General features: G+C 74.2%; 16 protein-coding genes. 8 read left to right on the forward strand and 8 right to left on the reverse strand.

Annotation, left to right across the window (positions count from 1 at the left end):
- Window positions 1-12: 12 nt before the first annotated feature.
- From K1Y72_RS23420 to K1Y72_RS23430, 3 genes are all read left to right on the forward strand, one after another.
- A complete protein-coding gene (locus K1Y72_RS23420; protein ID WP_220168572.1) occupies window positions 13-408 on the forward strand; it encodes a helix-turn-helix domain-containing protein in 396 nt (131 codons plus the stop codon).
- Window positions 405-959: a hypothetical protein gene (locus tag K1Y72_RS23425; protein ID WP_220168573.1), complete on the forward strand. Its 555-nt coding sequence runs from the start codon at window positions 405-407 to the stop codon at window positions 957-959. The genes K1Y72_RS23420 and K1Y72_RS23425 overlap by 4 nt, the downstream gene beginning before the upstream one ends.
- Window positions 960-1,107: 148 nt before the next feature.
- Entirely contained in the window at window positions 1,108-1,470 is a 363-nt protein-coding gene (locus K1Y72_RS23430; RefSeq protein WP_308287196.1) for a DUF2516 family protein, read from the forward strand.
- A gap of 19 nt (window positions 1,471-1,489) precedes the next feature.
- Here the strand turns inward: K1Y72_RS23430 and K1Y72_RS23435 are convergent, their stop codons facing one another.
- Window positions 1,490-2,254: an SGNH/GDSL hydrolase family protein gene (locus K1Y72_RS23435; RefSeq protein ID WP_220168574.1), complete on the reverse strand. Its 765-nt coding sequence runs from the start codon at window positions 2,252-2,254 to the stop codon at window positions 1,490-1,492.
- A gap of 114 nt (window positions 2,255-2,368) precedes the next feature.
- Complete coding sequence (locus tag K1Y72_RS23440) at window positions 2,369-2,986, reverse strand: TetR family transcriptional regulator (protein WP_220168575.1); 618 nt, start codon at window positions 2,984-2,986, stop codon at window positions 2,369-2,371.
- A 72-nt stretch (window positions 2,987-3,058) separates the two neighbouring features.
- On the opposite strand from K1Y72_RS23440, the gene K1Y72_RS23445 reads away from it, so the two are divergent.
- The 3 genes from K1Y72_RS23445 (at window position 3,059) to K1Y72_RS23455 (ending at window position 6,530) form a co-directional block, all read left to right on the forward strand.
- On the forward strand, window positions 3,059-5,374 hold the full coding sequence (locus K1Y72_RS23445; protein WP_220168576.1) for an MMPL family transporter: 2,316 nt from the start codon (window positions 3,059-3,061) through the stop codon (window positions 5,372-5,374).
- Between the two features lie 20 nt (window positions 5,375-5,394).
- Window positions 5,395-5,886 carry a GNAT family N-acetyltransferase gene (locus K1Y72_RS23450; protein WP_220168577.1) on the forward strand — a complete coding sequence of 164 codons (492 nt, stop codon included), beginning with the start codon at window positions 5,395-5,397 and terminating at the stop codon, window positions 5,884-5,886.
- 146 nt (window positions 5,887-6,032) lie between these two features.
- Window positions 6,033-6,530, forward strand: coding sequence for a hypothetical protein (locus K1Y72_RS23455; RefSeq protein ID WP_220168578.1), 498 nt, complete (start codon window positions 6,033-6,035; stop codon window positions 6,528-6,530).
- Between the two features lie 66 nt (window positions 6,531-6,596).
- Here K1Y72_RS23455 and K1Y72_RS23460 read toward each other — a convergent pair whose 3' ends face one another.
- The 4 genes from K1Y72_RS23460 to K1Y72_RS23475 all read right to left on the reverse strand — a co-directional run bounded on the left by K1Y72_RS23460 (window position 6,597) and on the right by K1Y72_RS23475 (window position 10,611).
- Complete coding sequence (locus tag K1Y72_RS23460) at window positions 6,597-7,061, reverse strand: SRPBCC family protein (protein ID WP_220168579.1); 465 nt, start codon at window positions 7,059-7,061, stop codon at window positions 6,597-6,599.
- Window positions 7,062-7,138: 77 nt separating this feature from the next.
- Window positions 7,139-8,305 carry an alanine racemase gene (locus K1Y72_RS23465; RefSeq protein WP_220168580.1) on the reverse strand — a complete coding sequence of 389 codons (1,167 nt, stop codon included), beginning with the start codon at window positions 8,303-8,305 and terminating at the stop codon, window positions 7,139-7,141.
- Window positions 8,306-8,320: 15 nt separating this feature from the next.
- Window positions 8,321-9,226, reverse strand: a complete 906-nt coding sequence (locus K1Y72_RS23470; RefSeq protein WP_220168581.1) for a cytochrome d ubiquinol oxidase subunit II — start codon at window positions 9,224-9,226, stop codon at window positions 8,321-8,323.
- Window positions 9,223-10,611, reverse strand: coding sequence for a cytochrome ubiquinol oxidase subunit I (locus tag K1Y72_RS23475; protein ID WP_220168582.1), 1,389 nt, complete (start codon window positions 10,609-10,611; stop codon window positions 9,223-9,225). Before K1Y72_RS23475 ends, K1Y72_RS23470 begins: the two co-directional genes overlap by 4 nt.
- Window positions 10,612-10,703: 92 nt before the next feature.
- Between K1Y72_RS23475 and K1Y72_RS23480 the strand changes: the two genes are divergently transcribed.
- Both K1Y72_RS23480 and K1Y72_RS23485 read left to right on the forward strand, forming a co-directional pair.
- Window positions 10,704-11,099, forward strand: a complete 396-nt coding sequence (locus K1Y72_RS23480) for a BlaI/MecI/CopY family transcriptional regulator (RefSeq protein WP_308287197.1) — start codon at window positions 10,704-10,706, stop codon at window positions 11,097-11,099.
- The gene (locus K1Y72_RS23485) at window positions 11,096-12,004 is read left to right on the forward strand and encodes a M56 family metallopeptidase (protein ID WP_220168583.1); all 909 of its coding nucleotides are present in this window, start codon (window positions 11,096-11,098) and stop codon (window positions 12,002-12,004) included. The genes K1Y72_RS23480 and K1Y72_RS23485 overlap by 4 nt, the downstream gene beginning before the upstream one ends.
- A gap of 23 nt (window positions 12,005-12,027) precedes the next feature.
- Here the strand turns inward: K1Y72_RS23485 and K1Y72_RS23490 are convergent, their stop codons facing one another.
- Complete coding sequence (locus K1Y72_RS23490; protein ID WP_220168584.1) at window positions 12,028-12,492, reverse strand: TIGR03618 family F420-dependent PPOX class oxidoreductase; 465 nt, start codon at window positions 12,490-12,492, stop codon at window positions 12,028-12,030.
- Window positions 12,493-12,505: 13 nt separating this feature from the next.
- The gene (locus K1Y72_RS23495; RefSeq protein WP_220168585.1) at window positions 12,506-13,906 is read right to left on the reverse strand and encodes an MFS transporter; all 1,401 of its coding nucleotides are present in this window, start codon (window positions 13,904-13,906) and stop codon (window positions 12,506-12,508) included.
- Window positions 13,907-13,965: the final 59 nt, after the last annotated feature.

Raw genomic sequence — 13,965 nt, forward strand, 5'->3', positions numbered from 1 at the left:
CAAGGTGGGGACATGGCAAGTTCGAAGGTCGGCTCCATCGGGGAGTACATCCGGGAGCAGCGGACGCGCGCGAAGATCTCGCTCCGCCAGCTCGCGGACGTCTCGGGGATCTCCAACCCCTACCTGAGCCAGATCGAGCGCGGGCTGCGCAAGCCCAGCGCGGAGATCCTGGCCCAGATCGCCAAGGGTTTGCGCATCTCCGCCGAGGCCCTGTACGTGCAGGCCGGCTTTCTCGAGGACCGTGGGGCCGACACCGACGTGGCGGCGGCCGTCCGGGACGACCTGCTCCTCACCGAGAGGCAGAAGCAGGTGCTGCTGGACATCTACGAGTCCTTCCGCAAGGAGAACGACGCCACGGGAGTAACGCCACGGTTGATCGAACCCCTGAGAGAGGATGAGGTCGGATGACCCTCGCCAGCGCCATTCGTGACAACAAGGCCGTCTACACGCTCGCCGGCGCGGGCGACTTCGCGGTCGAGAAGCTCCGCGAGGTGCCGGGCCAGGTGACCAAGGCCCGCGCGACCGTCGCCAAGTACCAGGACGACGCGCGCGGCAACGTGGACGGCTACCGCAGCCAGGTGCGCGGCACCGTCGACCGCTACCGCGTCGAGGTCCGCAAGAACGTGGACCGCTACCGCGGCGAGGCCCGCGACAACGTGTCCAAGCTGCAGGACAAGATCGAGGTCAAGGACCTGCCGGGCGCGGTCGTGGCCTACACGACCCACTTCGGCACCCGCGCCTTCGAGTTCGTCGACGAGCTGGCCGAGCGCGGCAAGAAGGTCGTGCACCGCACCGCCGCCGAGGTCGCCGAGTCCGCCGAGGGCGTCGCGGCCGTGTCGGCGGGCGACGCCGCCAAGCCCGCGTCCAAGGCCAAGGCCGCGACCGCCAAGAAGACGGCGCGCCAGCAGGTCAAGTCGCCGGCCAGCACCACCGGCACCACCCGCAAGAGCGGCTCCTGACGCTCCGCGGTACGGCAGGGCCCGCCCGGGAACGCCCGGGCGGGCCCTGTCGTCTTTCCTGGAGACAGGCCGGTGGCCCTAGGCTGGCGGCAGGAGCGCGGCATGGCGGCCGGCCCGCCGCGCCGGACCGCGGGAGCGTTGATCACCGGTGACGGGTTTCGGGATCCTGGACTACTTCTTCTGGCTGCTGCTCGGCATCGCGTTCGTCATGGAGGCGTGGGCGCTGGTCGACTCCCTGCTGGTGCCCTCGGGCGCGTACGGGGCGGCGAGCAAGCAGAGCAAGAAGCTCTGGACGATCATCTTGACGGTCGCGACCGTCATCGGCTTCGCGTACGTGGTGCTGCCGACGCGCGGCGTCTCGCCGATCGGCCTGCTCATCGGCATCCTGCCGGTCGCGGCGTTCCTCGGCGCGGCGGTCTACCTCGCCGACGTGCGGCCCGCGGTGAAGCCGTTCCGCGGCAAGGGCGGCAAGCGCGGCGGCTCCAACATGGGCCCCTACGGCCCCTGGTGACGGTGCCGGTGGCGGCCGGCTAGCCGCGCGCGTCGCCGGCGGCGACGAGCCGGCGGAGGGCGGGCGCGGCGCGCAGGTCGGCGGCGAACCGCCCGGCCAGGTAGGCGTTGCCGGCGGCGTTCGGGTGCGTGCCGTCGGAGCGGATGTAGGCGGGCGCGTTGCCGGTGCCCTTGCGCCGGTCGCCGGTGATCCAGCGCTCGGCGAGCGGGTCCAGGAAGGTGGCGCCCGCGGCCGCCGCGACCCGGCCGAGCAGGTCGCGGACGGCGAGCGCCTTCCGCCCGGGGTCGCCGCCCCACAGCGGCCCGACCAGCACCAGCGGCACGCCCGGCCAGCGCCGCCGGACGGTGTCCAGCAGGCTGCGGGCGCTGCGCTCGACGCGCGCCGGCCGGTACCAGACGTCGTTGTGGCCGCCCGAGACGATCACGAGGTCGGGGGCGTCGCGCCAGGCGAGCTGCTCCTGGAACAGCGTCGCGAAGGGCTTGCCGATCCGGCCCGTCCCGACGAAGCCGGTGCCGGCGTGCCCGGCGGCGACGAGCCGCCAGCCGAGGCGGCGGGCGGCCTCGGCGGGGAACGCCGTCGCGCGGGTGGCGCCGCCCTGGACGCCGACGGTGTAGCTGTCCCCGAGCGCGTACACGAGCGGCGTCCGGCGCGGCGGGTCGACGGTCTCGCGGCGCCCGCCGGGCAGGCCGGTCGTGCAGGCGGCGAGCAGCAGCGCGAGCAGGCACGCGAGCACGGGCGCGAGCACGGGCGCGGGCGGGGACGCGAGCGGCAGGGGACGCGGCAAGTCGGGCCTTTCGGATCGTGCGGGGGACTCGCCGCATGCTATCCGCGCGCCAGCCGGGGCGGGCGGGACCGGCCGCCGGCCCGGGGGCGCCTCCCCGGGCCGGCGGCCGGCGTCTCAGGGGGCGGCGCGGAGCGCCGCGATCGACCCGATGCCGTGCTCGACGAGCGCGATCGCGCGGTCGAGGGCGGCCTCGGTGCGCTCGGCGTCCAGGCCCTCGCCGCGGCAGTGCACGACGATCGCCTGCATCGCGCCGACCGCGATGCCGCCGACGGCGATCGCGTCGATCGGGTCGAGGCCGGGGCAGAGCTCGCGGAGCCGCTCCTCGACCTCGCGCTGCACGCCGGTCATCCGCTGCAGCATCCGGGCCTGCACCGACGGGTGCTCGAAGATCAGCGCGATCTGCGCGGCGCCGTACTCGCCGGGCGCGGTGACGAGGGCGCGCACCGCGTAGACGAGGCCGCGCCGGATCGTCTCCAGCGGCGTCTCGCCGTCCGGCCGGTCGGCGAGCCGGGCGTCGATCTCGGCGAGCCGGTCGTCGATCTCGGCGAAGACCACGTCCTCCTTGCTCGGGAAGTAGGCGAAGAAGGTGCGCGGCGACACCTCGGCGGCCGCCGCGATGTCGGCGATCGTCGTCTCCTCGTAGCCGCGCTCGGCGAACAGGCGGAGCGCCGCCGCGGCGAGGGCGCGGCGGGTGCGCTCCTTCTTGCGCTCGCGCAGTCCGGCGTGATGCACATCACGGAGATTACCATGACTGCAAAGTTGCAGCTATTGCAGAAAACGGCGGGAGCGTGCTTTTCTGCGGGCATGGCGCGCTTCCTGGACAGGCTGGGCCGCTGGTGCGTGCGGCGGCGCCGCACCGTGTTCGAGCTGTGGCTGGTGGTGATCATCGGCTCCGGGGTGCTCGGCGTCGCGCACGGCGGCCTGTTCATGCAGCAGTCCACGCTGCCGGGCACCGAGACCCAGCGCGCCATCGACCTGCTCCGCCAGGACCTGCCCGCGCAGGCCGGCCCGACCGCGACGGTCGTGTTCGCCGCGACCCCGGACGCGAGCCCGAACAGCTGGCAGGCCACGCTCACCATCGGCCGGTCGATCCAGCAGATCTCCGCGCTGGACCGCGTCGCGTTCGTGCAGAACCCCTACGTGCAGGGCCTCGGCGGGCTGAAGAGCCCGCGCGTGGTCGCCGTCCAGGTCACCTTCAAGGGCACCATGGGCGACGTGACGCGCGCCGACCTGGAGCGGCTCGACCAGGCCGTCGACCCCGCCCGCCAGGCCGGCCTGAAGGTGACGTTCGGCGGCATCGTCGCGCTGCTCCTGGACCAGCCGGCGACGGGGCCGCAGGAGGGCGCCGGGATCGTCCTCGCGATGGCGGTGCTGGTGCTGGCGTTCGGCTCGTTCCTCGCCGCGGGCGTGCCGATCCTCGTGTCGCTCTGCGGGATGGCGGTCGCCTACTCGCTGATCCACTTCGCCGCGTCGGTGATCCAGCTGCACCCGACGGCGCCGATGGTCGCGGCGATGCTCGGGATCGGCGCCGGCATCGACTACGCCCTGTTCGTCGTCACCCGCTACCGGCAGCAGCTCGCGGCGGGCGACGACACCGAGACCGCCGTCGGGCACGCCCTCGCCCACTCCGGGCACGCCGTCGTCTTCGCGGGCGGCACCGTCGTGTTCGCGATCTGCGGGCTGTTCCTGTCGGGCATCACCTTCGTCGGCCGCATCGGCGCCGCGTCCGCGCTCGCCGTCGCGCTGATGGTGGCGGCCGCGCTCACCCTGCTGCCCGCCGTCCTCGGCGCGCTCGGCCCGAACATCGACCGCTACCGGCTGCCGTGGATCAAGCCCGAGCGCGGCTCCGACCGGTGGACGCGCTGGGGCCGCCACGTCGACCGGCGGGCCTGGCCGTACGCGATCGTCGCCACGCTGGTGCTGCTCGGCCTGGCCCTCCCGACGCTCAGCCTGCGCTTCGGCGTGATGTCCGACAGCATCGCCTCGCCGTCCAAGCCCGCCCGGCAGGCGTACGACACCGTCGCGGGCGAGTTCGGGCCCGGCCAGTACAGCCCGTTCCTCGTCGTCGCCAAGGTGCCCGGCGCCGAGCGGAGCGGCCGGCCGAAGCCGCGGGTGCCCGTGATCAAGGGGCCCGAGGGGCTCGGCGGGATCGGCGCGCCGCCCGTCACCGCGCCCGCGACGCCGTCCGCCGCGCCGACGCCCGCGATCAAGGGGGCGCCGGACCCGGACCTCAAGCCCGACAAGCGGGCGACGCTGCTCGGCGCCGAACTCCAGGAGCGCCTGTCGCGGGTGCCGGGCGTCGCCTACGTCGGGCAGCCCGCCGTCATCGGGACGACGGCGACGCTCACCGTCATCTCCGACTACGCCCCGCACGTCCAGGCCACCACCGACCTCGTGCACCGGCTGCGGGCGACCGACATCCCGGCCGTCCGGGACCGCCACCCGGGCGCGCGGATCTACCTCGGCGGCGAGAACCCCGCGATCATCGACCTGGCGACGACCGTCGGGGACCGGATGCCGGTCGTCGTGGTCGCCGTCGTCGGCGTCGCGCTGCTGCTGCTCGTCGTCGCGTTCCGGTCGGTCGTCGTGCCGGTGAAGGCCGCGCTGATGAACCTGCTGTCGATCGGCGCCTCGTTCGGCGTCGTCACCGCGGTGTTCCAGTGGGGGTGGGGGATCCGGCTGCTCGGGGTGGAGCAGGCCGTGCCCATCATGTCGTTCGTGCCGCTGTTCATGTTCGCCCTGGTCTTCGGGCTGTCCATGGACTACGAGGTGTTCCTGCTGTCGCGGATCAAGGAGGAGTACGAGCGGTCCGGCGACCCGCACGAGAGCGTCGTCGTCGGCATCGGCGCGACCGCCCGGCTGATCACCTCGGCGGCGCTCATCATGATCTTCGTGTTCGCCAGCTTCGTGCCGCAGCCCGACCCGACGATCAAGATGATGGCGCTCGGCCTCGCCGTCGCCGTCGCGGTGGACGCCACGATCGTCCGGCTGGTGCTCGTCCCGGCGCTGATGAGCCTGCTCGGGCACGCCAACTGGTGGTGGCCGGGCCGCTCCCGGCCCGTCCCGCCGGGGCCCGCCGAGCCCGCGCCGCGCGAGCTGGAGCCGGCGTCGCACGGCTGAGCACCGCGTAGGTTCGCGGCATGGACATAGAGATCATCAACGGCGGGGCGGCGGACGTCGAGCGGCTCGGCCCGCTCTGGGCGCAGCTCCTCGAACACCACCGCGCGGTCGTGGCCGGGGACTGGCCGGTCCGCGCCGGCGCCGACTCGTGGGAGCGCTGCCGCGCCCAGTACCTCGACCTGCTCGCCAAGGACGAGGGCCTCCTCCTCGTCGCCCGGCGGCCCGGCGACGACGCGCCGCTCGGCTTCGCCTTCGTCGTCCTGCACGGACCCGGCGCCACCTTCGACCTCGGCGAGCGGCGCGGCGAGGTGGACACCCTCGTCGTCGCGGCCGGGGCGCGCGGCGGCGGCACCGGCGCCGCGCTGCTGGAGGCGTGCCGGGCCGCGCTGCGCGAGCGCGGCATCGCCTACCTGAGCATCGGCGTCCTCGCCGCCAACCCCGACGCCGCGCGCCTCTACGAGCGCGTCGGGTTCCGCCCGTGGACGCGGGAGCTGCTCACCCGCACCGATTGACGGCCCCCGCGACATACCGGAAGTTAGCGTCGGCGCAGGTCAGGGGCCGGTCAAGCTTCGGTCAACGGACGGCCGGGCGGCGACTGCGGGCGGCCCGCCCGGGCATCGGGAACTCGATCAAGTTCGTGGAACCGAGGAAGGCACCCATGCTCCTGCGCACTCTCACCGTCACCGTCGCCGCGACCGCCGCCTTCGGGGGGCTCGCCGGGACGGCGCTGGCCCACCAGCGGCTGGCACCCGCGCCGGACCTGTACCTCCAGGCGAGCAACGAGATCGTCAAGGCGGGCGACACCACCAAGGTGACGCTGACGGTCGGCAACAGCGGGACGGGCGCCACCACCGCCGACGCCGCGCTCCAGATCGTGACGCCCTTCTACGTGGCGGTGGGGGAGAAGGCGCCGAAGGGCTGCACGGCGACGCCCGCCAAGCCGGTGCCCGGCGTCCCGCAGACCGTCAAGTGCACGGTGCCGAAGGGCCTGAAGCCGAAGAAGGACGTCAAGATCGAGCTGCCGCTCGCGGTGGACAAGAAGGCCCCGCGCGGCCCGCTGGCCGGCGCGGCCCTGGTGATGATGAGCGGCCAGGACAAGGACGCCTTCCCCGGCGACAACGCCGCGGCCTTCACCCTGATGACGCTCCCCGCCTGACGCCTGACGCGGCGAGGGCCGGGCACCCCGCGGGGTGCCCGGCCCTCGGTCATGCCGTGGGGTGCGTCAGCGGGTCGGGTCCTGCCCGACCTCGCCGCGCCAGCCCGGGCCGTCCTGGCCGTGCGCCTCGATGTGGTCCTTGAAGCGCTTGAGGTCGCCCTTGACGCGGTGCTCGACCACGCCGAGCGCGCTGCCCGCCTTCTCGGCGGCGCCCTCCGGCTCGAAGTCCATCTGGAGCATCACGCGGGTGTGGCCGTCGTCCACGCGGTGGAACGTCACGACACCGGCCTGCTGCGGGTCCTCCAGGGACTTCCAGGCGACCCGCTCGTCCGGCCGCTGCTCGGTGATCTCGGCGTCGAACTCGCGCTTGACGCCGGCGATGCTCGTCCGCCAGTGGGTCCGGGTGTCGGTGATCTGGTCGATCTGGTCGACGCCCTCCATGAACTTCGGGAAATCGGTGAAGCGCGTCCACTGGTCGTAAGCGGTGCGCACCGGGACGGCGACGTCGATCGACTGCTCGATGGTCTTCACTCTCGGCCTCCTCCTCGTCGTTCGGTCTGTCGTTTCGGTTTCGCAGCCGACCCCCTGCCCGGCGAACCGGACATCAATCATCGCGAGGGAGAGAACCGGGCCGTGCCGAGGTAATGGAAGCCGGGCTCGGGGTGCATCAGGAAGCCGTGGTGGGAGATGTTCCAGCCGTAGGCGCCGGCCATCGCGAACGCGACGACGTCGCCGGTGGCGAGGCGTCCGGCGTCCGCCTGGCGTGCGAAGACGTCCTTGGGGGTGCAGAGCTGCCCGACGAGGGTGACGGGCGCGTCGGTGGCGGGGCCGTCGCCGCCGCGGCGCAGGACGGTGAAGGGCTGGTCGTGCTGCTTGGTGACGGGCGTGCGCAGGTGCATGGTGCCGCCGCGCAGGACGGCGTACCAGTCGCCGTGGGCGCGCTTGACGTCCAGGACGTCGGTGACGTACCAGCCGCTGTAGACGCTGACGGCGCGGCCGGGCTCGATGCGCAGGGTCTCGCCGTCACGGGCGAGGGCGGCGGCGCCTTGGGCGTAGGCGGGCCAGTCGAACAGGTGCGCGGGGTCGGCGTAGTCGACGGCCATGCCGCCGCCGAGGTTGATCTCGGGCCGGCGGACGCCGCGGGCGGCGAGCCAGGGCCGCGCCCAGGCGAGGATCTCGGCGGACTGGCGCAGCATCGCGGCGGCGTCCAGGCCGGACGCCAGGTGCGCGTGGATCCCGCGCAGCCGGACGTGCGGGGCGCTGTCCAGCAGCGGGACGCACGCGCCGATGGCGTCGGCGTCCATGCCGAAGGGGCCGGACATCGCCAGGGCGACGCCCGCGCGGTCCCCGGCGAGGTTGACGCGCAGCAGGACGTCGGCCGGGCGGCCGAGCGCGGCCAGGCGCGCCAGCTCGTGCGGGCTCTCGACGTGCAGGCGCTCGACGCCCGCGTCCAGCGCCGCGGCCAGCTCGGCGTCGGTCTTGCCGGGCCCGCCGAAGGCGATCCGGGCGTCCGGCAGGGCGCGGCGGACGTGCGCGAGCTCGCCGCCGGAGGCGACCTCGACGCCGTCGACGTACGGCGCGAGGGCCTGGAGGATCGGGGCGTCGGGGTTGGCCTTGGCGGCGTAGAACAGCTCGGGCGCGCCCGGGGCGGCGTCCAGCGCCGCCCGGATCGCGGCGGCGTGCGCCCGCAGCGCGTCCAGGTCGTACACGAACGCCGGCAGCCCGCCCGCCCCCGCCAGCTCCGCCGCCCGCACCCGCACCGTCTCGGTGATCATGTCCCCATCCTCCCCTCACAGGGGGCGGGGCCGCGCGGGGGGTTCGGAGCGCTGGAACAGGACGTAGAGCCAGAGCAGCGAGGGGACCAGGACGACCGCGCCGATGCCGAGGGCGGCGAAGACCACTTGGAGGACCGCGTCGTGCGCCGCCGCGGCGGCGACGTCCAGGCCCGCCGTCTCGGCGGCGCCCCACAGGACGGTGACGACGGCGAGCGCGCCCGTCGCCCGGACCGCCACGTAGCGGCGGCGCAGCACCAGGACCAGCGACGCCAGCCCCGCCGCCGCCGACACGATCAGCATCGGCGAGCGGACGCCGAACACGACCGCGCCCGGCAGCGCCAGCAGCCCGACGACGACGCCCGACAGCACCGCGTAGCCCTGGAAGCGCAGCGTCGCGTCGGCGTCGCCGAGGCGGCGGGCGTCCCAGATCAGGTAGACGGCGGCGAGGTAGGCGCAGAGCGCGGTGGTGAGGACGCCGCCGTAGACGCCCGCCGCGCTCAGCCAGGACGTGCCGCCCGTCGTCACGGTCGTCGCGACCGCGCCGAAGCAGTACGGGGTGACCAGCGAGGACGCCCCGAAGATCCAGGCGTACCAGCCCTGGTCGGGGACGGCCTTGGCGAACACGAAGGTGCTGCCGCGCGCCACGATGCCGAGCGCGGCGAGCGAGAGCGGCACCCAGTGCGCCGCCATCACCGACGCGAAGATCGGCGGGAAGGCCGTCCAGGTCATCACCAGCACGAAGATCAGCCAGACGTGGTTGGCCTCCCAGACCGGGCCCATCGCGTGCTCGATGACGTCCTTGTCGGCGCGGCGCCGCGACAGCAGGTGCCAGAGCCCGGCGCCGAAGTCGGCGCCGCCGAACAGCAGGTAGGCCGACAGGCCCACCATGACCAGCCCGAAGGCGACGTCGGCGAGGCTCATCGCGCACCCGCCGTCTCGGGCTCGGCCGCCGCGACGGGCGGGGCCGGGCGGTGCCGCATCCGCCGCAGCACGCTGACCATCGCGGCGGTCAGCAGCGCGTAGACGGCGAGCACCACGTACAGGCCGTAGCGGAGGCCGGGGTTCGGGTTGACGGCCTCGGTGGTGCGCATCACCCCGTAGACGATCCAGGGCTGGCGTCCCACTTCGGTCACGGTCCAGCCGGCCTCCATCGCGATGACGGCGGCGGCGCCGGCGAGCGTCGCGGCGCGCAGGAACCAGCCCTGCCAGGGCAGCGCGGCGCGGCCGCCGGACGCGCCGCCCGCGCGGCGCCGCAGGAACCAGGTGAGCGCCCACCAGGCGGCGAGGCCGAGCAGCAGCATGCCGATCGCGATCATGATCTCGAAGCCGGTCTTGACGACCTCGGCGGGCGGCCGCACGTCCGCCGGGAAGGCGTCCAGCCCGCGCAGCGTCGCGTGGGTGTCGAACTTCAGCATCAGCGAGAGCATGTCGGGGACCTCGAACACCGCGAACCGGAACGGGACGCCGGCCTGGGTGTGCTCGACGCCCTCCATCGCGGCGAATTTGATCGGCTGGTTGTCGGCGACGAACCGCGTCGCCCAGTCGCCGACGAGGATCTGCAGCGGCGCGCAGACCGCGCCGAGGCTGAACGGGATCGCGAACCCGAGCCGGTTGTAGCGGTCGTCGCGCCCGGCCTTGCGGTCGCGCAGCAGCGCGACCGCGTACACCGACGCGACGAGGAAGCCGCAGACCATCAGCGACGCCAGGATCAGGTGGACGGCCTGCACGGGCGTCGCGGGGTTGAACATGGCGGCGAGCGGGTCGACGTCGGTGACCTTGCCGTCGACCAGCTTGAACCCGCGCGGCTGGTTCATCCAGGAGTTGACGGTGAGCACGAACGACGCCGACAGCAGGCCGGCGACGACGACCGGGACGCCGGTGAGGAAGTGGGCGCGCGGCGACAGCCGGTCCCACCCGTACAGGTAGATCCCCATGAAGATCGCCTCGATGAAGAAGGCGATGCCCTCCAGCGCGAACGCGGCGCCGAAGACCTGGCCGTAGGTGTCCATGAAGTTCGGCCAGAGCGTGCCCATCTCGAAGGACAGGACGGTGCCCGAGACGGCGCCGACGGCGAACAGCACGCCCGCCGCCTTCATCCAGCGGCGGGCGAGCTCGGCGTAGACGGCGTCGCCGGTGCGGAGCGCCCGCCCCTCGGCGATCAGCGTGAGGGCGGGCAGCCCGATGCCGATGGAGGCGAGCACGATGTGGAAGCCGAGGGTGAACGCCATCTGCTGGCGGGCGGCCGCGAAGTCGGCCGGGGACGCGGCGCCCGCCGCCGCGTCGTGCAGGAGCGCGAGAGAGCTCATGCCACCGAATGTAGTACTACGCGTCGTAGTACTTAACTCTGTAGTACTACCCGGCGTGGTGACTTGTCTCTCAGTCGGTTAACCTGAGTGCCGTGAAGGGTCTGGGAGAGCTTGAACGCACTGTCATGGAGGTTCTGTGGGCGCGCGAGGACGCCGGCCTGGCGGCGGCGACCGCCCGCGACGTGAGCCGCGCGCTCGCCGGCGACCGTGATCTGGCCCACACCACCGTGATGACCGTCCTGGACCGGCTGGCCAAGAAGGATTTCCTGCAGCGCGAGCGCGACGGGCGGGCCTGGCGGTACCGGCCGGTGGAGAGCCGGGAGGGCTACGTCGCCGAACTGATGCTCGGCGCCCTCAATGAGACGGGCGACCGCGACGCGGCTCTGGCACACTTCGTCAAGTCGGTCTCGCGTGATGAGATCGATGTGATCCGCCAGGCACTGGCCGACCTCACCTCGCGCACCCCAGGTAAGGAGCCACCGGCATGACCGGAGCGGCCCTGCTCGCACTGATCTCGCTGGCGACCGTCGGCGGCGCGCACGCGCTGTCCAAGGCGCGCTGGACGTGGCGCTCGCCGCGCACCGGCATCGCCCTCTGGCAGGCGCTCGGCCTCGGCTGGGGCGTCTCCACGATCGGGGCGCTGCTCGGCCTGGCCCTGCTGCCCTACCAGCGGGGCATCGTGCACGGCCTGCCCGGCCTCGTCGCCGACCAGGCCGCCCGGCTGGACACCGTCCACCTGACCGCGCTGCTCGCCGCCGCCAGCCTCGCCGCCGTCCTCGTCGCGATGCTGATGTGGGCGGTGTTCCGCGTCGTGCGGGCCCGGCGCCGGCACCGCGCGCTGCTCGCGCTCGTCTCGCGCCGCGACTCGGCCGTCCCCGGCACCCTCGTGCTGGACCACCCGGGCGCCGCCGCGTACTGCGTGCCGGGCGTCCGCTCGTCCAAGGTCGTGGTGAGCGCCGGCACGCTGGAGCTCCTGGACGCCGACGAGCTGGCCGCCGTCCTCGCGCACGAGCGCGCCCACGCGCGCGAGCGCCACGACCTCGTGCTGCTGCCCTTCGCCTCGCTCCGGCAGGTGTTCCCGCAGATCGGGCTGGTCGGGCGGTGCCTGGACGCGGTCGAGCTGCTGATCGAGATGGCCGCCGACGACCGCGCCCGGCGGCAGCGTCCCGCGCGCGAGCTCGCGACCGCGCTGCTGCGCTTCGCCGCCGCCCGCCCGGGACCGGCCCCGTCCGGCACCCTCGGCGTCGCGACCGCCGACGACATCCCGGTGATGGCCCGGGTGAACCGGCTGCTGGAGCCGGTGCCCGCCCGCCGCGGCGTCCGCCTCGCCGCCGCCCTCGCCGTCCCGGTCATCGCCCTGCTCCCCGCCGTCCTCTACGCCCTGCCGCACTGATCCGGCCCGCCGTCCTCGCGGGCTCAGTCCGCGAGGACGGTGCCGTAGAGGCGGTCCGCGCGGAGGCGGACGACGAGCCGGCGGTCCTTGGCCATCTGCTCCAGGAAGGCCCGCTCGTCGGCCGGGTCGGGGTAGCCGGGCGTCATCGCGAGCAGCTCGCGGCCGACCGCGTCGCCCGGCTCGGCGGACGGCGCCGACAGCTCCGCCGTCCCCTCGACCACCGCGAAGCCGAGATGGTCGGGCGTGGCGACGTGCAGCGCGGCGCGCGGGTCGGTCCGGAGCTGCCGGACCTTCAGGCGGCCCTCGACGGTGGAGATCCTGATCGTCCGCTCGGCGGCGTCCCAGGCGAACACCACCGTGGACAGGTGGGGATGGCCGCTCGCGCGGTTGGTGGCGAGGACGCCGAACGGCTGGGCGGCGAGGATCGCCTCCAGGTCGCCGCCGGCGAGCTTCTTCGGGCCGGGGCCCTGGCCGGGTCCGTAGGTCATCGGTCTCTCCTTGTCAGGCGTGGGCGGTGACGGGCGCGTCCTCGGCGGCAGGGGCGTCCGCCGCCTTCGGGCGCCGCAGGACGAGCAGGGTGAGGGCGAGCGCGGCGAGCAGCAGGGCGCCGCCCACCGCGAACGCCAGGTGGTAGCCGCCGACGTCGCGCGGGCCGTCGCTGTGCGCGGCGGCGAGCGTGGTGAGGGCGGCGACGCCGAGCGCGGCGCCGATCTGCTGGGTGGTGTTGAACAGCCCGGACGTCACGCCCGCGTCCTCGGGCGCGGCCCCGGACATGCCGAGCCCGGTGAGCGCGGTGATCGCGAGCCCGAAGCCGCCCGACAGCAGCATCAGCGGCAGGACGTCCACCAGGTAGTTCCCGTCGGCGGGCAGCCGGACCAGCCAGAACCGGGCGGCGAGCAGGAGCACCAGGCCGATGACGAGCGCGGTCCTCTCGCCCAGCCGGGCGATGGCGCGGGCCGACAGGCCGAGCGCGACGGCGCCGATGGACAGTGCGGCGGGCAGCATCGCGAGGCCGGTCGCGGTCGCGCCGTAGCCGAGGACGTCCTGGAGGTAGAGCGTGATCAGCACCTGGAAGCTGAACAGCCCGGCGAGCAGGAGCAGCTGGATCAGGTTGGCGCCCCACACGTTGCGCGGCCGCAGGACGCGGAGCGGCAGGAGCGGGGCGGCGGCGGCCGCCTGCCGGGCGGCGAACGCGGCGAGCAGCAGGACGGACGCGGCCGCGTACCACACGCCCGTCGCGTCGAACCGGACGATCGCGTAGACGCCCGCCATCGCGCCGCCCGTCACCAGCACCGCGCCGAGGCCGTCCGCGCCGCGCACCGTGCCGGGCGCCGCGTCGCGCTCCAGCAGGCGGAACGCGCCGGCGACGGCGGCGGCGCCGAGCGGCAGGTTGATCAGGAACACCCAGTGCCAGCTCAGCGCGTCGGTGAGGACGCCGCCGAGGACCTGGCCGATGGACGCGCCGGCCGAGCCGGTGAAGGCGAACGCGCCGAGCGCCCTGCCGCGCTCGGCGGGCTCGGGGAACAGCGTGATGATCATCCCGAGCGCGACGGCGGAGGCGAGCGCCCCGCCGGCGCCCTGCGCGAACCGCGCGGCGACCAGCGTCGCGGGGCTCGTCGCGGCGCCGCAGAGCAGCGAGGCGGCGGTGAACAGCACCAGCCCGGCGACGAACACCCGCCGCCGCCCGAGCAGGTCGCCGAGCCGCCCGCCGAGCAGCAGCAGCCCGCCGAAGGCGATCATGTAGGCGTTGACGGCCCAGGTCAGGCCGCCGGGGGAGAAGCGCAGGTCGCGCTGGATCGCGGGCAGCGCCACGGTGACGATGCTGCCGTCCAGGACGACCATCAGCGTGCCGGCGCACAGCACGGCGAGGGCCGCCCAGCGGTTGCGGGAGGAAGCGGGCATCGGATCTCTCCTGTTCCGAGGTGGACAGGAAAGACGCTAACAGATGATTCCGTTGCAGA

The organism is Actinomadura parmotrematis (assembly GCF_019458805.1).
Lineage (GTDB): Bacteria > Actinomycetota > Actinomycetes > Streptosporangiales > Streptosporangiaceae > Spirillospora > Spirillospora parmotrematis.